Raw genomic sequence first — 17149 nt, 5'->3', positions numbered from 1 at the left:
TACTATACAGTAACCTTTGTACCATTAAATTTGCCTGTAAGAGCATTTACAATGCTGTTTTCCTCATTGAGTCCGAATACATACATAGGCATCTTGTTCTCAAGGCACATGATAGACGCTGTGAGGTCAACTACTGCTAGCTTCTTCTCAACAACCTCTTCGATTGAAAGCTCATCATACTTCTTTGCAGCAGGATTGGTCTTTGGATCACTGTCATATACTCCGTCAATAGCCTTGGCAAGGTAAATACCATCTGCCTCAATCTCAATTGCACGAAGCACTGTGGCTGTATCTGTTGAGAAATAAGGATGACCTGTACCACCTGCAAAGAAAACAACCATATCATGTGCGAAATACTTGTTTGCTCTGTCCTTAGAGAAAAGCTTTGTCATGTTGCCGCACTCAAACGGAGTAAGAACAGCTGTCTTCATTCCGACATATCTGAAAATCTCAGATACATAAATGCAGTTCATAACTGTAGCAAGCATACCAATCTGGTCAGCCTTTGTGCGGTCGATGGTCTCACTGGTTCTGCCTCTCCAGAAGTTTCCACCACCGATAACAATACCTACCTGTGTACCATTATCAACAATCTGTTTAACCTGTTTTGCAACCTCAATGACGGTTGCCTCGTCAAAGCCGTGGTGCTTATCACCTGCAAGTGCCTCACCACTTAATTTTAATAATATTCTACTCATATTTATTTGCCCTCGAAAAGTCCTTGAACATCAATATCAGCGTATGTCTGAGAACAGAAGCCCTCAATAACAGCGCCGTTGTTAATCTGTACTGAACGTGACTTGATATTACCCATGATAACCGCTGAAGTATCTACCACAACCGGTCCCTGAACATCAATATCACCCTTTACAGCTCCTGCAATAACTGCTGAAGATGCTGAAATATTGCCGATGATAACAGATCCTGCACCTATCTTGACAGTTCCTGTTGAAGCAATTTCACCCTCAACCTTTGCTACATCAGCGAAAAACTCTGATGAATTTGTGTTACCATTGATTGTTCCTGTAACAACAATCTTGCCATTACACATTACATTTCCGTTGATTGTTCCCTGAATATCAAAAGAACCTGATGACTGCATATCACCTGTCAGTACAGTGCTAGCTGTTATAACAGATGTCTCGTCCTGAACCTCTCCTGAAATAATTGTGTTGTTAACCTCAGGAATATTGTTAACTGCTGGTATCTCATTCATTTGTGCAACTTGCTCCTCTTCTTGTAAATTTTTAATTGTCTGCTCTGCAAAATTTTCGCTTGGTGTAGGCTTAACTACCGGTTGACTCTTTGGTGTCTCATCAACATGCTCAAGTAAACCGTTAAGCTTTGCAAGCTCTGATTCAACATCAACGTTCTCGCCAATGGTATCTACTACAAGATTCTCTGCGGTAGGTCTTGATGTATTCGCCGCAGTGGCATTCGGCTCTGCCTCTCTCTCAGGCGTTTCACCCGGAACAAGCTCATTAACTGCCTGTGAAAAATCATCCTTAAATTCTTTGAATAATCCCATTAATATTTCCTCCGTTTATTTTCATTGTCCAACACTATCTGCTTTGATGTATTGAACTTTATATGTACTATCATCAATCGGCAAAATCTCTGCACCCATATTGTTAAGTGCATCAATTAATGGTCCTATAGCCTCTGCCGTGGTTGAACTGTTTGAATCATCATGTAATAACACAACCGAATTATTATATTTGGCAATTCCGGAAGTTACATTAGACACAATATTGTCAGTTGTACAGCCATCCGCCGTATCGCCTGAGTTTACATTCCAGTCATAATATGTAATATTTTTGGAATTAAGTATCTTAACCAAGTCAACCATATCGACATTGCTGATTTGGTTCATGCTACCGCCCGGAAAACGATATATCTGTGGTGTAACACCTGTTAAATTTGAGATATATCCGGAAATCTCTGTCAGATCCTCAGTAAATGACTGTGTTGATTCATATATTTTACTGTATGAATTACTATATGAATCCATGGCAATTGTGTGCCCTTCATTCACTATTCGTCTGTAAACCTCTTCATATTTGCCGGAAGTATCGGCCGTGACAAAAAAAGTTGCCTTGACATTGTATTTTGCAAGAGTATCTAAAATCACTCCCGTGTTATCCCCGGGGATACACTCAAAGGTAAGGTATACCTTTCTTGCATCCCCTTCATGATACACGTTGTCCTTTGAATCAAGCTGTTTCACAACAGTCTGCTTCGAAGCATCAGCTTTCTCAACCTCGGAGCCCTCATCAACCGGTTCTGTGGTATTTACGGTTGACGATACTGCATTATTAAGCTGCAACTCTAATTTGTAAATTCTGGAATTGAGCTTAACAACCATAATTCCAAGTACTACAACTGCAAGTAGTGATATTGCCATCCATATTGCAATTGTCATTATAATACTTGTCTTAATCCGGCTCACTCTTTTACGGCGCTGCTGTTGCTGCTCAGCAATTTCTTTGTCTTTTGAATCCATATGCTTCCCCCGTGTTATGAGTGATTTTGCAACTATCTGTAAATTGATAGTCACATGATTCTTATATTATTTTATCATATTTTCGCAACTTGTAAAGATATAAAAAATCCGCAAAAGTTTAAATTAGCTTAAACTTTTGCGGAACAGCATTCGTTTAATCTGCGTATGCAAAAAATCTTTTAGACTCCTGCCATCTGAGCTGCTACCTCAGCTGCGAAATCCTCCTGTTTCTTTTCCATACCCTCACCAACTTCAAAACGAACCATCTTTGCAATAGTAAGATCCTTTGAAACTGACTCAAGATACTTGCCAACTGACTGTTTTCCATCTTCAGCCTTAACATATGTCTGGTCAAGAAGGCAAATTTCCTTTAACTGCTTAGAGACACGACCCTCTACTAAGCCATTGAACATCTTCTCTGCTGTGATTGAATCCTTATCTGCCATAGCAAGCTCACCAAGTTTTGCCTTTGCAGCATCTGATAAGAAATTCCATACATAGTTCATGTTGTTCTTATGCTCGTTGAAGTTGTTGATATCATCATCGCTCCAAAGCTTCTCATTAATAGCCTTGTCAATTAACTTATTGAGAATAGGCTTTGGAAGAGTTGTAGCATCATTTAATGCACTGTCAACAGTGATCTCTCTAAGCTTTGCAAGCTCATCATCAGAAATATCATTTCTGCTGATGTACTGTGGGTTCATAGCTGCAACCTGCATAGCGATATTTGTTATTGCTTCTTTAGCTGTATCATCTGCTGCACCATTTGCTGCGATGATAACACCGATTCTTCCACCACCATGGATGTAAGAAGTAACAACATCACCTGTAACCTTTGCAAATCTACGAACAGATAACTTCTCTCCGATTGTAGCTGTCTTCTCTACAAGAAGCTCACTAAGTCCGTTTGTTGCAAGAAGAGCGTCGATATCCTCTCCGTTTACACCACCATTTAAATCAGAAGCAAGTGCTGTATCAGCTACAGTCTGAACGAACTCCTGGAATGTCTCGTTCTTTGCAACGAAATCGGTCTCAGAGTTAACCTCTGCTACAACTGCAACGTTTCCGTTTACGGCAACACGTGCAATTCCTTCAGCGGCAATTCTGCTCTGCTTCTTTTCCATCTTAGCTGCACCGCTTTTTCTTAATACCTCAACAGCGGCATCCATATCACCGTTTGTCTCTGTTAAAGCCTTTTTGCAGTCCATCATACCTGCGCCTGTCATTTCACGCAGTTCTTTTACCATACCTGCTGTAATAGCCATTTGATTATCCTCCGATATTAATCTGTTTTATTCCTCAACTGTCTCTTCAGAAGCTTCCTCAGCAGTAACCTCTTCCTCAGCTCCCTGCTTTGCCTCGATAACAGCGTCTGCCATCTTAGATACAATTAATTTAACGGCTCTGATAGCATCATCGTTTCCTGGGATAACATAATCTAACTCGTCCGGATCACAGTTTGTATCAGCAATACCGATAAGAGTGATTCCAAGTGCCTGAGCCTCTTTGATACAGATACGCTCCTTCTTAGGATCTACTACGAAGATTGCATCAGGAATTCTCTTCATATCCTTGATTCCACCAAGATTCTTCTCAAGCTTCTCCCACTCCTTCTTGAGTGCGATAACTTCCTTCTTAGGAAGAACATCGAATGTGCCATCCTCTGCCATTGTCTCGATAGCTTTAAGTCTTGCAATACGGCTCTCGATTGTGCGGAAGTTTGTAAGCATTCCACCTAACCATCTCTCGTTTACATAGTACATACCGCAACGCTCTGCCTCAGTCTTGACAGCATCCTGAGCCTGCTTCTTTGTACCTACGAAAAGGATTGTACCACCCTGAGCAGCGATATCAGATACTGCATCATATGCCTCATCAACCTTTCCTACAGACTTCTGTAAGTCTATGATGTAGATACCATTACGCTCTGTGTAGATGTAAGGAGCCATTTTAGGGTTCCATCTTCTTGTCTGATGTCCGAAATGAACACCTGCCTCGAGTAACTGTTTCATTGAAATTACGCTCATTTTATTTACCTCCGTTTGGTTATTAATCTTCCGTGTGTTTCCAATTAGATCAGCCACCGGTAAGCGTTATCCGGCACCGGCGATCATCCGCACACGTGCTTTATAGTATTTAAGCCTTTGGAATTATAACATACCAAAGGCTTATGTGCAAGCAATATTTTATTATTTTTGTGTAAGTATATTAATTATATCGTCATATGAAGCTCCATAAGGTATCTCATGGCTGCCATCAGCTATAAAATGATCCACACCCTTTTGTCCCATATAAGCCCTGAATTTCTCTGCATCATCAATAATACCTCCCGCCTGTAATCTTTCAGCAATCATCCTGCAGGTATCTCCACTGCCAACTGTAACTGTGAAGGTGGTATTCTGCTGTGGCTGTGTAGCATCTGATGCAGCACTGTCCGTTGCAGCAACATCCGAAGGAGCTGTTGTATCAGCATCCGCTGTACCGGCGATATTGTCTGCATCGGTATTGTCGGTGCCGGTCTGTGTATCCTCAGCCGCTGACGTGTCTGCTATTGTTGTATCCGGCTCTGATGTGTCTGTTTTTTTATCTGATTTTTTATCAGTTTTATTATCGGTCTTTTTATCGTTCTTCATCCCGGATGAGTCTTCTGTTTCAACCATTCCGAGAGCCTTTGCTTTTTCAATTATTTCCGAATCTGAAATTGATGAACCATGATTGCGATATCCCACCATCATTATAAAAACGGCAAATATAATCCCAAGTCCAAGTCCACGAAGATAATATTTTAGTCTCACTTTATTTTCCCTCGTTATATAAATCAATCACTAGCTTAACCTCACCCTTGCCAAGCCCAAGTTCTTTTGCTATTTCCACGATATTTTTTCCTGATTTGTAAAGTCTCAGTATCTGCGGATTATGGTTAATCTCTGAAATATCATAAACCCTGCCGCTCTGCACATCTGTGTCTGACAGATTCCGGGATTGCATTGCTGTATTCGAAGCTGTCATATTCTGTGCTGTCATATTTGAAACCGCCACATTCTGAGCCACTGCATTTTGAGCTGCCATATTTGGAACCACTGTATTTGGAACTGCAGTATTCCGAACCACCGTATTTTGTGACACTATATTTTGTGCTGCTGCATGCTGTGACATCATATTTTGTGCCGATACATTCTGTTTTTTTACGCTTGCTGTGTTTTTTGTTCCTGTAACAATATCTGAAGAAGCAATGCCTCTGCTCTCAGTTACCGCCTGACGATTTGATACAGGTGCAGCATTAACCACCGGCTTTGCATTTAACACTGTTTTGTTTGACAGATTATTGATTTTGGATGCTTCAACCGATTCAAATGTCTTTTTTGCCTGAGCAGTAATTTTTTCAATATTACCGGATAGACGTGTGAGCTCTTCATGTTTATCGTTGAGCATACTGTATAAAAACATTATCTCATTGTGTGATTTATTAATCGAATCCAAAACCGTATCAGAATACTCATTTATAGCCATAATCTTCGAATTTGTTTCTTTTTCTAAATCTCTTTTACTCTCATCCGTTTTCGAGGCAATATGCTCGTCTAACATTCCGTCTATCGCCGACTCAGCATTTTTGATCTCTTTTTCTGTTATAACCTTTAATTCTTCAGCGCTCATATCCGCAATTTTATCCAAATCGTTTTTAGACAGCTTATCCTTTACCATAAAGCTGCCTATCAAAAAAACTATTCCTACCAATACGAGTGTTATTTCCAAAGTAGTCATATTATCCCCTTCATCATGTATTAATCTGTTGTCAGAATATCCATATACGGTCCCATAACCTTGCGCATTTTTATCAGACCCTTGGTATGAAGCTGTGAAACTCTCGATTCCGACACATCAAGTATATTGCTTATCTCCTTCAGCGTCAAATCCTCATAATAATACAGCTCAATAACCTTTCGCTCTTTTTCAGTGAGATTATCAAGAGATTTCACCAGCATTGTCTTAAGCTCTTCCTTTGCGACAAGCTCTTCAGGCTGTGTGAAATATGAATTGTGTGTGGCATCCATCACCGGCTCAGGTCCTGCCTCCGTAAACTCATCAAGTGAAATGACATTCGTAACCTTAAGCTGTGACTGCCAGTTGCACAGCTCTTCTCCTGATATGTCAAGCTCCATGGCAAGCTCCTCATCACTTGCAGTTTTGCCGGTTCGAAGCTCAACCTGCTTGATAGCCTCGTCAATTTTGCGCTGTCGCTGCCTCACAGTTCTTGGAATCCAATCCATTTTTCTTATCTGATCAAGTATTGCTCCTCTGATTCTCAGGCTTGCGTATGTCTCAAATTTGACATTTTTCTCCATGTTAAATTTGTCAATTGCATCAATAAGGCCAAAAATTCCATAGCTCACAAGATCTTCGTATTCAACATTGTGTCCCAGATACATGCTAAGACGCCCCGCAACCAGCTTCACCAGTTGTGCATATTCAATTATGAGCTGTTCCCGCAATGCTGGTGTGGGATTCTTGCGATAATCATCCCACAGCTTCTCTTTATCTACTGTTTTCATTGTTCCCCCTGAGTTCGGCAGACCGGTATAATATAATAAAATCCAATGATTTATTCATCAGAATTTCCGTCATCTGAACCGGCTGATGTGTCATCTGTATGGTCACCAGGTGTGCCATCTGCCTTTTCGGATTCATTTTCATTCGTATCCTTGTCAGCCATTACATTTAATGCTTTATCAAGCACAAGCTTCATAGCACCGCCTATTACATAAAATATAACCAGAACCGAAAGAAGTCTTGTGGTAAATGTCATCAAATCAACTCTCTGCTGCAAAGAAAGTATGCTGCATACAAAGCCCGCCAAAAGCATCACAAGCGGAGGCAAAAATTTACTTTTCATATCAAATCACCTTTTCTGATTTACCGACAGCTTTAATTATATAATTTCCCGTCTCACAGTCAAGTATAACAGTTCTTCCATAGTTTAGTCCAGTATCTTCTGCTTTTAATGGAATTTTTAATGAAGAAAGCATCTGTTTTGCCATCTCGGTATTTCTATCGCCAACACATCCAATTGCTGTGGTGCTTGCCATTTCGAACATTTTCGCTCCACCGGCAATTTTGGCAACAAGTCTCCTTGGATTTGCCCCAGCCTTAACAATCTGATTGTAAAGCTCTTTGATACCGGTGTCTCCAAATTTTGCAATGTTTGTATTATTGCGCAGCTTTGTACTGTCAGGCAGCATATAATGCACAAGCCCCCCAACCTTGATAACAGGGTCATATAAAGTCAATCCAATGCATGAACCAAGTCCAAGTGTAGTCAGGCAATCCGGTGCTTTAGCTATCTGTAAATCAGCCATCGCTACTTTTATTGTTTTTGCCATAATATAAGCTTCTCCTACATACTGATTCCCAAAGCCGATAAGATATTGTCATACGAATCAGGGTCAGGCATCAATATAAAATAACCATTCATCATAACCTCGTTGCCAAATTCCGTTTCAATAAATAATGCATTGTCTCCATACTGTCCAAACTGTACAGCCGGAACACTGAGTATTGAGGCTGCCATATCAACTGCAATATACGGAACTGACGGTTTGATTCTAAGATTTGTAAGTGTTGAAAGTGCAGACAGATATGATCCGGCAATAATATTGCCTATTTCCTTCATTGCCGAAAGATCCATCTCATCGAACGGCTCATTATATTCAGGAGCTCTTCCCATAAGCTTATTCACCAGAAAATGAGCTGCTGGAATTTTCATAAGAAACATCATGCTGCCTGATATATCCTGCTCCACTTCAAGAAAAATACCTACTATGGTTTCTTCCTCGGGACAGATTGCATCGCCAATCTTTGTTGCGTCCACAAGCAGCACCTTCGGTACCTTCATAGACATAGATGTGCCAAGCATGCCAGCTATTGCTGTCGTTGCATTTCCAGCCCCGATATTTCCAAGCTCTTTAAGCACATCCATATACATTTCATTAACATTGTCTAAAGAAAATCTGCTCATAAAATATTTATCCTTATACTGTAAAACTCATATAGTGAGGCAGCTACTGCCTCACTATACATGGTTCATTTAATTATTTTCTTTTTCTCCTACGATAGCACCAATCTCCAAAAGTGAAATCAGTTCATCACCATTTTTACCAATTCCATTTATAAAGAGTTCTTCTCCTGTAGATGAAGCATCAATATTCGGTTTATCGATTTCATCGACCACAAGCGTAACAACCTCGCATACCTCATCAACAATAAGACCAATCTCACCCTTTTCCTCAAGCTTCAATATAATAATCCTTGTCTGAGATGTATATACATCATCATCAAGTCCCATTTTGATTCTGGTACTCATTACAGGAACTATATCACCTCTTAGGTTAATAATACCCTTAAAATACACCTGAGCCTTTGGAACACGTGTAATTTTCTGCATTCTGACAATATTGTCAACATATCCTATATCTATACCAAATTTTTCTTCTCCGACTTTGACGGAAATATATTGCCTGATTTCTTTTTCCTGTACATCAAATTCATTATCTGCCATGTATCCGTCCTCCAATTACATAAGTGTATTGACATCAAGTATTAAAGCCACATCACCGTCTCCGAGAATAGTTGCACCGCTGATGAGCTTGTTTCCATTAATATACTTGCCAAGAGATTTGATTACTATCTCCTGCTGTCCTACCAGGTTGTCCACAACAAGTCCCGCCTGCTGGTCACCCTTTTGTACAATAACAACAGTAAGGTGATCAGGCTCCTTCTCCTGCGGTTCAATATCGAGCATCTTATCAAGTCTGATAATAGGAATAACACTGCCACGGAGATGAATAACCTCTTGGGCCTGGACATACTTTATATCCTCAACAGGTATATCCTCAATGTTAGATATGGAACCGAGTGCAATAGCATATATCTCATCCCTTATTTCAACCATAAGAGCCTGGATAATTGCAAGTGTAAGAGGAAGCCTTACTGTAAACGTGGTTCCCTTTCCGAGCTCTGTAGATACAGATACATCACCGCCCAACTGCTCAATTCCCGACTTCACAACATCAAGACCTACACCTCGGCCGGAAATATCTGTAATCTTTTTAGCCATTGAGAAGCTTGGCATAAACAGGAAATTGATGATATCCTTCTGAGATAAATTCTCAGCCTGGTCTGCAGTCACAAGACCTCTTTGTATAGCCTTACTCTTGACAGCCTCCGTATCAATACCGTTACCGTCATCACCCACCTTGATAACAACATTGTTTCCCTCCTGATATGCATTCAGGAAAATTGTACCAACCTCAGGCTTTCCTCTTTCGAGTCTGACCTCATTACTCTCAAGTCCATGATCCGCTGAATTTCTAAGCAGATGCTGCAGTGGATCTCCAATCTGATCTACTACGGTACGATCCAGCTCTGTATCCTCACCTGTAATTACAAGCTCCATCTTTTTATTAAGTGTACGCGATAAATCCCTGATCATTCTAGGATACTTCTGAGTCACGCTCTCAATAGGAACCATTCGAACCTTCATTACTGACTCATGAAGATTTGTGGTAATTCTCTCAAGATATTCTATCTGCTCATGGAATGACTGGTTATTTCCGTTAGATCCGTCCGAACCGCTAATGGCAACCAGACTGTTTTTCGCAATAATAAGCTCTGAAACCTGATTCATAAGCATATCAAGCTTTTCGATGTCAACTCTGACAGTTCTGCTGGTGGCAGGTTTTTTATGGTGAACAGCCTGTTTTTGTGCTTCTTTTGCAGGAGCTTTTTCATTCTGGGCTTTAGCGGTCTTAGGGGTCTCTGCAGGAACATCTGCTTTAGGCGCAGTTGTCTCCTCCTGTTTAGGAGGCTCCTCTCCCTCGACATGGAACGTTGTCAGCTCGCGGCCTACAACCTTTTCTATCTCTGACACATCTGCTGCAGCCTTTTGTATTTTCTCAAACGACTCTCCTGTTGCCACAAAAAAGCTGAATGACAGCTCAAACTTTTCATCCTCTATATCCTGTGAGCTTGGTCTGTAAACCACAATCTGTCCCATTTCTTCAACTGCTCTGAATACAAGAAATGCTCTTGCAGCCTTAAGTAGGCAGTCAGATGCAACTGTAACTGTAACACCATATATTTTCTGTCCCTGTGCAATAGCCTCATCCACAAGTTTCTTTTCGTTGTCAGTGAGCTCAATTTCTCCGAGAGCGTCTGACTGATTTTCACTTTGTGCCGAATCCGGCTGTGCCTGTGCAACCGGCTCCTCCTTTGGAGTATTGTCTGCAGGAACCTCACCATTTGCCTTTGCAATAAAATCGTTCAGTTCCTTAATAATAACCTCATTATCCTCTGTTCCCTCATCCGAGGTTTCTTTAATATTCTCTACATAACTGTCGATAGCATCAAGGCATTTAAATAAAAGGTCAATCATAGAACTGTCAACCTTAATCTTGTCGCTTCGAACCTCCTGAAACACATTTTCCATATCATGTGTGAGATGCTGCATTCTTTTGAATCCCATGGTACCTGCCATACCCTTTAATGAGTGGGCTGCACGGAAAATCTCATTTATGGTATCCTTATTCTCCGGCTCCTGCTCGAGAGTCATAATGCAATCTGACAATGTCTGGATATGTTCTGAACTTTCATCAATAAATATTTCGAGATACTGGCTTACATCCATTTTATTTTACCCCCACGTTTTTTGTGATTGTTTCGGCAACCTTAGACAATGCAACAACCTCATCCACAACGCCGGCCTCATAAATAGCTCTTGGCATCCCATATACAATGCATGAATTCTCATCCTGTGCAATTACATGTACGGATTTTTTCTTGCCAAGTGATAATATACCGTTTGTTCCATCAGCACCCATACCAGTGAGCACAACGCACACTGCCTCATCAAAGCCCGTCTGGCCCAGCGAATCAAACATAATATTCGCACACGGCTTGAGTCCTCCGATAGGTGGCATGTCGCTATATCCAATCACATGTGCGGCACCTTTTCTTTTTACCACAATGTGTTTTCCTCCGGGTGCGATATAGACAACACCCTTTTTCAAAAGTTCGCCGTCTTCTGCTTCTTTAACCTGAACTTTACTGAGCTCATTAAGTCTTGCAGCCATGCTCCTTGTAAAGCCGGCCGGCATATGCTGCACAAGTACGACCGGTGCATCAATATCAGCCGGGATCTTTGGTATAACACTCTGGAGTGCTTTTGGTCCTCCTGTAGACGAAGCAATCGCGATAATCTTGTTTTGTCCAGGCTTCTTAAGTCTGTTTACTGAAGCCGCCGCTGTTTTATCAGCAGCCACTACCAGAGATGGCTTTTTTAAATGAACTCTTGCTTTTGTTGCAGCATACAGTACATCAAGCAATGCTTTTTTAAAAGCGTCGCCTTTTGCTTCGATTATGTTACTTGGCTTTGTAACAAAATCTATAGCTCCAAGCTCCAATGATTTTATAGCTTCATTCGCACCCTCAACAGTAAGTGTGCTCGCCATAACAATATTGGCCTTTATCTTTTCCTTTTGAAGCTGCTGCAATAATTCAAGACCATCCATCCTTGGCATGTTGATGTCCAAAACCACTCCGTCATACTTTTTGGTGCGGAGCTTTTCCAATGCTTCAAGACCATCCTTGCATGTGTCTGTTACCTTAAATTTATTGTCTGAATTGATTATATCACACTCCACCCTTCTCAGGAGTGCAGAATCATCAACCACTAAAATTTCTAAACTCATAAGACTACTCCATTTCCCTGCGCCGTATTCTTCTCTCTTCCTCAAATACATAACGCACTATTTTCTCTCGATCAGCAATCTTCTCAAAAATAAACCTTATCCTTATAAAATATCTCGTCTCATCGAGGCTCTTTTCACAATTCACAACACAGCCGAGTATGTCAAAGACCTCATCTGTATCATTTACATTCAGCATAAAGCGGACCATCAGAAAGCTCCCCAGCTCAATCGGTTTATTGTCGGAGCAACGGATACCTCCACCGCTTATATCAAGTATAACCGAATCATACCACGGGGATTTTTCTATCCCTGCAGTACCCTTATATATCATATCACAAAAAGCCGCTTCACTGTTATAGATATTTTCATCATATTCCAACATGCTATAGCGCATATTAATCATACACGGCATTCTGAAAAAATCCCGCCTTTGTATTCGCTTTAACTCATTTACCAGCTCTACGACAAGAAAATAAAGATTTTCTTTTTTATAACGCTTTCTGACTATTGCACTGCCTTCTAAAAGAACTTTATCCGACGTATAAAGTATAAAGCTAAACGGCTCTCCCACCTGGAGAAGAACTATCCTGCCGGCAGAAACCGGCATAGTAATCTCCCACATTTTCTCTGAAATCAGATCCGAAAACATGCTTTTATACACTGCATCATTTTCCGCATTGGTAAGAGAAATATCAAGTTTATCTCCTGGCAAAATTTTCTTTGTAAAATCCATATCAACCCTCTTTTATTGTTTCTTTAAAAAGCTCGAAAAGATATGCGCGATTGATTTTTTAACTGTATTCTGTGCCGGTTCATTTCCTAGCAGCTTTTCGGCAATATCATCATAAGCCCTGGAAGCCTTGGAAAAGGGTTCACATATAGAAACAATCTGTTGCTGTCTGACGGCCTTTTCAACCGACACATCCGATGGAATATATCCCAGATACTCAAGTCTTCCCTTCAAAAACTGTATTACCACAGAATTGATTTTATTGTATACTATATTAGCATCATCCCTGGATGTAACTTTATTTGCTATTACTTTAATTCTGGTATTATCCGGCACAAAATTCTTTCTTTTATATAATGCTTTAAGCAGTGAATACGAATCAGTAATAGACGTCGGCTCCGGCGTCGTAACAAGAATAATCTCAGAACTTGATGCCACAAACTCCATTACCTGATCTGATATTCCTGCCCCTGTATCAATAATAATAAAATCATACATACTGTTGAGCTCATCAATTTTATGTACAAGAAAATGTATCTGTTCCGGTGTCAGATTATTCAGCCCGTCAACACTTGATCCTGCTGATATAAAATCAATGTCACGCGGTCCTCTTGTTATGATATCTTTAATCGTGTGTCCATCATACATCATATCCGCAAGTGTATATTCAGGAACAACTCCAAACATGACTTCAACATTTGCCAGTCCAAAATCAGCATCAAATATAATAACCCTTTTTCCGGCCTGACTGAGTTTTGCGGCAAGATTGACGGAAACATTCGACTTACCAACCCCGCCCTTGCCACTTGTGACGGTAATAACCCTGGCAATATCAACGAAATTCTGATTTCTAATCTTTATAACATTTCTAAGCTGTTCGGCCTGATCCATCAAATTCTGCCTCCTAATAATTGTTTTACAATTTTCTGGGTATCAAATATCTCAATATCGTCAGGTACATTTTGTCCGTCGGTAGCATATGATATATTCGCGCCTGAATATAGCTTTATATTCAGAAGATTTCCATATGATGAAGTCTCATCAAGCTTTGTAAAAATAAGCTTATACTCGGCAATTTTACCGTAAGCATCCACTATAGCTTTAAGATCATTATACTTGGTTGTCGCGCTGACCACCAGATAAACACTCTTGTCATAATCCGGCTCAATTCCGGCTATAAGATTTTTAATATCACTCTTCTGCTCTTCGTTTTTGTGGGAAAAGCCCGCAGTATCCACAAATATAACATCAGCCTGTTCATGTTTTTCTATTGCATCATTCAACTCTTCCTTTGAATATATTACAGACATAGGGGCATCCAGTATATTTGCATATGTGCGAAGCTGTTCTGTAGCCGCAATACGATAAGTATCGGCTGTAATAAATGCAATTTTTTTATCATGCTCTACCTTAAATTTAGATGCAATCTTTGCTATTGTAGTAGTTTTTCCGACACCTGTCGGTCCTACAAAAAATACAACCTTTGTTTTTCCCGGTGTAAGCTTTATTGTATCCGGCTGTCCAAAACGCAAAATAAGCTTCTGATATACATTTGACAATATAACATCCATGCTGTTGCCGGGACGCAGAAATCTTTCTATTTCTTCAAGAATCTGATTTATGTATTTTTCATTTACATCGTTATCAAGAAGTGTTCTGTATAATATCCTTACAAATTTAAGCTCGTCACCATTTTGAGATTTTAAAACCGGCTTTTCGAACCCTTCGACCATAGCTGCCAACGAATCCAATCTCTCCTTTTCGCTGAACACCTTTGTGTTTTTAGCCTCATCTGACGACTTTTCACTTGTCTCAGGCTTTTTGTTTTTTTCTTCGTTCAAATCCATTTTCTTGTCAAAGGCAGCCTCAAATGAAACCTGATTAACTGGTTTAAGCGGTGGCAGAGGTATTTTCTCATCAGCCCTGATATCAATAATTCCTGTCGGCCTTGCCTGCTGTTTTTCATCCATTGCAGCTGTCACCTCATATGTGGAACTCTTAAAGATTCCGAAAAATCCCTTCGGCTTTATTTCCTTAACATTCATAATAACGGCACTGGATCCAAATGCCTCTTTTGCCTTTTTTATGGCCTCTTCTTTTGAATTACCTGTAAATTTATTAATAGTCATTTATGCAGTCACCATTCCTACCGACTGAAGCTCAACATTGGATTCAACCTCATTATATGAAATAACAATAAGATCCTTAAAATAATCTTCAGTCAATTTTTTAAAGTACATTCTCACAATAGGAGATGTAATAATAATAGCACTCTTTCCCAAACTTTCCAACTTCCCAATCTCAGTTTCTACAGATTTCATGATTGCCTTTGTCTTATCCGGATCCAAAGCCAGATAAGAGCCCTGCTCTGTCTGTTTTACAGAAGACATAATTTCCTGTTCCACAGTCGGATCAAGGGTAATAACACTCGTGGTCTCATTTGCCGGAAAATATTTACTTGAGATGGCTCTCTTTAAGCCCTGTCTTACATACTCTGTAAGCACATCAGTATCTCTTGAGGTCTGCGCATGGTCTGCGAGAGTCTCAAATATTGTCAGCAGATCCCTTATAGAAATACCCTCAGTAAGAAGATTCTGCAATACTTTCTGAACCTCTCCAAGTCCGAGCAGCTTAGGGATAAGCTCATCAACAATAACCGGGTTAGACTCCTTAAGATTGTTAACAAGATTCTGCACATCCTGTCTGGTGAGAAGCTCTGCAATATGTGAACGGATAACCTCTGTAAGATGTGTTGCAATAATCGAAGGAGGATCCACAACAGTATATCCAAGGCTTTCCGCACGCTCTCTCTGGCTTTCTGTAATCCAGATGGCCGGCAGATGAAATGACGGTTCAAATGTAGGAATTCCGGTAATCTCTTCCTCCACATATCCCGGATTCATGGCCATATAGTGATCAAAAAGTATCTCTCCCTCCGTCACCTGTATACCCTTTATCTTTATAATATACTGGTTTGGATTAAGCTGGATATTGTCCCTCAGACGAATGATAGGTACCACAGTTCCAAGCTCCAATGCTATCTGGCGCCTGATCATCACGACACGATCAAGAAGATCTCCGCCCTGATTGACATCAGCAAGTGGAATAATTCCGTAACCAAACTCAAGCTCAATAGGATCCACCTGCAGCAATGACACAACATTTTCGGGCTTTCGTATCTCCTCAGCATCGTTTTCCGCCTGTGCTGTTTCCTCCTCGATACTTTCTATTCCGGCATTCTTTTCAATCCTTTTGGCAGTTACAAAAAATGCCACTGAAAGACCTATGAAAAGCCACCACTCATTGCGAAGAGGTGTGACAACTCCCAGGAAAATAAGCACCGCACCAACTATATAAAGCACCTTTGCCGTTCCAAAAAGCTGTCCCAGCAGTTCTGTGCTGAAATCCCTTTCATTTGAGCCCTTAGTAACAAGGATACCTGTTGAAAGTGATATCAAAAGTGATGGAATCTGCGAAACAAGTCCGTCACCTATGGTTAAAAGTCCAAACTTCTGTATGGCCTCACCGGCAGCAAGTCCCTGAAACATCACTCCCATGACAGTTCCGCCTACAAGATTTATCATAGTGATAATAAGACCTGCAGTAGCATCTCCTTTTACATACTTTGTAGCACCATCCATGGCTCCAAAGAAGCTTGACTCCTTTTGAATCTTCTCACGCCTCTCCTTTGCCTCCTTGTCAGTAATCGCACCTGTATTAAGATCCGCATCTATAGCCATCTGTTTACCCGGCATGGCATCGAGCGTAAATCGCGCAGTAACCTCGGCAACTCGCTCTGAACCTTTGTTTATGACAACAAACTGGATAATAATGAGCACTATAAATACAATTGCTCCAATAACCAGATTTCCTCCACCGACAAACTGTCCAAACACATTTACAACAACTCCGGGATTTCCGGTTGAAAGAATAAGACGTGTAGATGACACATTCAAAGAAATCCTGAAAATAGTAGTAAATAACAAAAGTGTCGGAAAATATGACATATCGAGCACTTCTTTTACAAATAAAACACTGAATAGAATAATAAGAGCCACCGAAAGATTAAACGCCAGCATTACATCAAGTAAACCGGAAGGAATAGGCACAATAAAGAAAATGACTGCACAGAGCAGATAAATTCCAACACCAAGATCGGATTTTTTTAACATA

General features: G+C 40.5%; 18 protein-coding genes. All 18 read right to left on the bottom strand.

The genetic code is table 11. The features are described 5' to 3' along the window. Nucleotides 1–2: 2 nt before the first annotated feature. The 18 genes from pyrH to flhA all read right to left on the bottom strand — a co-directional run bounded on the left by pyrH (nucleotide 3) and on the right by flhA (nucleotide 17148). Nucleotides 3–698 (bottom strand): UMP kinase, encoded by a 696-nt coding sequence (gene pyrH, locus ACTQ1L_RS01140; protein ID WP_012742613.1) that lies wholly within the window; start codon nucleotides 696–698, stop codon nucleotides 3–5. Between the two features lie 2 nt (nucleotides 699–700). Then, nucleotides 701–1528 (bottom strand): polymer-forming cytoskeletal protein, encoded by an 828-nt coding sequence (locus tag ACTQ1L_RS01135; RefSeq protein ID WP_441365143.1) that lies wholly within the window; start codon nucleotides 1526–1528, stop codon nucleotides 701–703. A gap of 21 nt (nucleotides 1529–1549) precedes the next feature. Next, nucleotides 1550–2503 (bottom strand): polysaccharide deacetylase family protein, encoded by a 954-nt coding sequence (locus ACTQ1L_RS01130; RefSeq protein ID WP_441365142.1) that lies wholly within the window; start codon nucleotides 2501–2503, stop codon nucleotides 1550–1552. Between the two features lie 179 nt (nucleotides 2504–2682). After that, nucleotides 2683–3768 (bottom strand): translation elongation factor Ts, encoded by a 1086-nt coding sequence (gene tsf / locus ACTQ1L_RS01125; RefSeq protein WP_441365141.1) that lies wholly within the window; start codon nucleotides 3766–3768, stop codon nucleotides 2683–2685. Nucleotides 3769–3795: 27 nt separating this feature from the next. Continuing rightward, the gene (gene rpsB, locus ACTQ1L_RS01120; protein ID WP_441365139.1) at nucleotides 3796–4530 is read right to left on the bottom strand and encodes a 30S ribosomal protein S2; all 735 of its coding nucleotides are present in this window, start codon (nucleotides 4528–4530) and stop codon (nucleotides 3796–3798) included. Nucleotides 4531–4692: 162 nt separating this feature from the next. Continuing rightward, complete coding sequence (locus ACTQ1L_RS01115) at nucleotides 4693–5298, bottom strand: hypothetical protein (RefSeq protein WP_441365137.1); 606 nt, start codon at nucleotides 5296–5298, stop codon at nucleotides 4693–4695. Nucleotide 5299: 1 nt separating this feature from the next. Further along, nucleotides 5300–6265 carry a DUF6115 domain-containing protein gene (locus ACTQ1L_RS01110; RefSeq protein WP_441365135.1) on the bottom strand — a complete coding sequence of 322 codons (966 nt, stop codon included), beginning with the start codon at nucleotides 6263–6265 and terminating at the stop codon, nucleotides 5300–5302. A 20-nt stretch (nucleotides 6266–6285) separates the two neighbouring features. Next, a complete protein-coding gene (locus ACTQ1L_RS01105; RefSeq protein ID WP_441365133.1) occupies nucleotides 6286–7053 on the bottom strand; it encodes a FliA/WhiG family RNA polymerase sigma factor in 768 nt (255 codons plus the stop codon). A 50-nt stretch (nucleotides 7054–7103) separates the two neighbouring features. Continuing rightward, nucleotides 7104–7394, bottom strand: a complete 291-nt coding sequence (locus ACTQ1L_RS01100) for a hypothetical protein (protein WP_441365131.1) — start codon at nucleotides 7392–7394, stop codon at nucleotides 7104–7106. 1 nt (nucleotide 7395) lies between these two features. Continuing rightward, entirely contained in the window at nucleotides 7396–7881 is a 486-nt protein-coding gene (locus tag ACTQ1L_RS01095) for a chemotaxis protein CheD (RefSeq protein ID WP_441365130.1), read from the bottom strand. 14 nt (nucleotides 7882–7895) lie between these two features. Continuing rightward, the gene (locus ACTQ1L_RS01090; RefSeq protein ID WP_321111783.1) at nucleotides 7896–8516 is read right to left on the bottom strand and encodes a chemotaxis protein CheC; all 621 of its coding nucleotides are present in this window, start codon (nucleotides 8514–8516) and stop codon (nucleotides 7896–7898) included. 69 nt (nucleotides 8517–8585) lie between these two features. Continuing rightward, a complete protein-coding gene (locus ACTQ1L_RS01085) occupies nucleotides 8586–9056 on the bottom strand; it encodes a chemotaxis protein CheW (protein ID WP_441365129.1) in 471 nt (156 codons plus the stop codon). Between the two features lie 15 nt (nucleotides 9057–9071). Continuing rightward, nucleotides 9072–11183 (bottom strand): chemotaxis protein CheW, encoded by a 2112-nt coding sequence (locus tag ACTQ1L_RS01080; protein ID WP_441365128.1) that lies wholly within the window; start codon nucleotides 11181–11183, stop codon nucleotides 9072–9074. A 1-nt stretch (nucleotide 11184) separates the two neighbouring features. Continuing rightward, a complete protein-coding gene (locus ACTQ1L_RS01075) occupies nucleotides 11185–12246 on the bottom strand; it encodes a protein-glutamate methylesterase/protein-glutamine glutaminase (RefSeq protein WP_441365127.1) in 1062 nt (353 codons plus the stop codon). A 4-nt stretch (nucleotides 12247–12250) separates the two neighbouring features. Beyond that, the gene (locus ACTQ1L_RS01070; RefSeq protein WP_441365126.1) at nucleotides 12251–12979 is read right to left on the bottom strand and encodes a flagellar brake protein; all 729 of its coding nucleotides are present in this window, start codon (nucleotides 12977–12979) and stop codon (nucleotides 12251–12253) included. Nucleotides 12980–12991: 12 nt separating this feature from the next. Further along, entirely contained in the window at nucleotides 12992–13867 is an 876-nt protein-coding gene (locus ACTQ1L_RS01065) for a MinD/ParA family protein (RefSeq protein ID WP_441365125.1), read from the bottom strand. Then, entirely contained in the window at nucleotides 13867–15105 is a 1239-nt protein-coding gene (gene flhF / locus ACTQ1L_RS01060; RefSeq protein ID WP_441365124.1) for a flagellar biosynthesis protein FlhF, read from the bottom strand. Before flhF ends, ACTQ1L_RS01065 begins: the two co-directional genes overlap by 1 nt. Then, complete coding sequence (flhA, locus tag ACTQ1L_RS01055; RefSeq protein ID WP_441365123.1) at nucleotides 15106–17148, bottom strand: flagellar biosynthesis protein FlhA; 2043 nt, start codon at nucleotides 17146–17148, stop codon at nucleotides 15106–15108. Between the last annotated feature and the right edge of the window lies 1 nt (nucleotide 17149).

The sequence above is a fragment of the Agathobacter sp. LCP21S3_B2 genome, assembly GCF_052118705.1.
Taxonomy (GTDB): domain Bacteria; phylum Bacillota; class Clostridia; order Lachnospirales; family Lachnospiraceae; genus Roseburia.
The sequence above is the reverse complement of the archived record's forward strand: the minus strand, read 5'-3'. Positions and strand labels throughout refer to the sequence as shown.

Coding starts and splice junctions, on each gene's coding strand:
- pyrH (WP_012742613.1), bottom strand. CDS start 698: ATGAGTAGAATATTATTAAAATTAAGTGGTGAGGCACTTGCAGGTGAT.
- ACTQ1L_RS01135 (WP_441365143.1), bottom strand. CDS start 1,528: ATGGGATTATTCAAAGAATTTAAGGATGATTTTTCACAGGCAGTTAAT.
- ACTQ1L_RS01130 (WP_441365142.1), bottom strand. CDS start 2,503: ATGGATTCAAAAGACAAAGAAATTGCTGAGCAGCAACAGCAGCGCCGT.
- tsf (WP_441365141.1), bottom strand. CDS start 3,768: ATGGCTATTACAGCAGGTATGGTAAAAGAACTGCGTGAAATGACAGGC.
- rpsB (WP_441365139.1), bottom strand. CDS start 4,530: ATGAGCGTAATTTCAATGAAACAGTTACTCGAGGCAGGTGTTCATTTC.
- ACTQ1L_RS01110 (WP_441365135.1), bottom strand. CDS start 6,265: ATGACTACTTTGGAAATAACACTCGTATTGGTAGGAATAGTTTTTTTG.
- ACTQ1L_RS01105 (WP_441365133.1), bottom strand. CDS start 7,053: ATGAAAACAGTAGATAAAGAGAAGCTGTGGGATGATTATCGCAAGAAT.
- ACTQ1L_RS01100 (WP_441365131.1), bottom strand. CDS start 7,394: ATGAAAAGTAAATTTTTGCCTCCGCTTGTGATGCTTTTGGCGGGCTTT.
- ACTQ1L_RS01095 (WP_441365130.1), bottom strand. CDS start 7,881: ATGGCAAAAACAATAAAAGTAGCGATGGCTGATTTACAGATAGCTAAA.
- ACTQ1L_RS01090 (WP_321111783.1), bottom strand. CDS start 8,516: ATGAGCAGATTTTCTTTAGACAATGTTAATGAAATGTATATGGATGTG.
- ACTQ1L_RS01085 (WP_441365129.1), bottom strand. CDS start 9,056: ATGGCAGATAATGAATTTGATGTACAGGAAAAAGAAATCAGGCAATAT.
- ACTQ1L_RS01080 (WP_441365128.1), bottom strand. CDS start 11,183: ATGGATGTAAGCCAGTATCTCGAAATATTTATTGATGAAAGTTCAGAA.
- ACTQ1L_RS01075 (WP_441365127.1), bottom strand. CDS start 12,246: ATGAGTTTAGAAATTTTAGTGGTTGATGATTCTGCACTCCTGAGAAGG.
- ACTQ1L_RS01070 (WP_441365126.1), bottom strand. CDS start 12,979: ATGGATTTTACAAAGAAAATTTTGCCAGGAGATAAACTTGATATTTCT.
- ACTQ1L_RS01065 (WP_441365125.1), bottom strand. CDS start 13,867: ATGGATCAGGCCGAACAGCTTAGAAATGTTATAAAGATTAGAAATCAG.
- flhF (WP_441365124.1), bottom strand. CDS start 15,105: ATGACTATTAATAAATTTACAGGTAATTCAAAAGAAGAGGCCATAAAA.
- flhA (WP_441365123.1), bottom strand. CDS start 17,148: ATGTTAAAAAAATCCGATCTTGGTGTTGGAATTTATCTGCTCTGTGCA.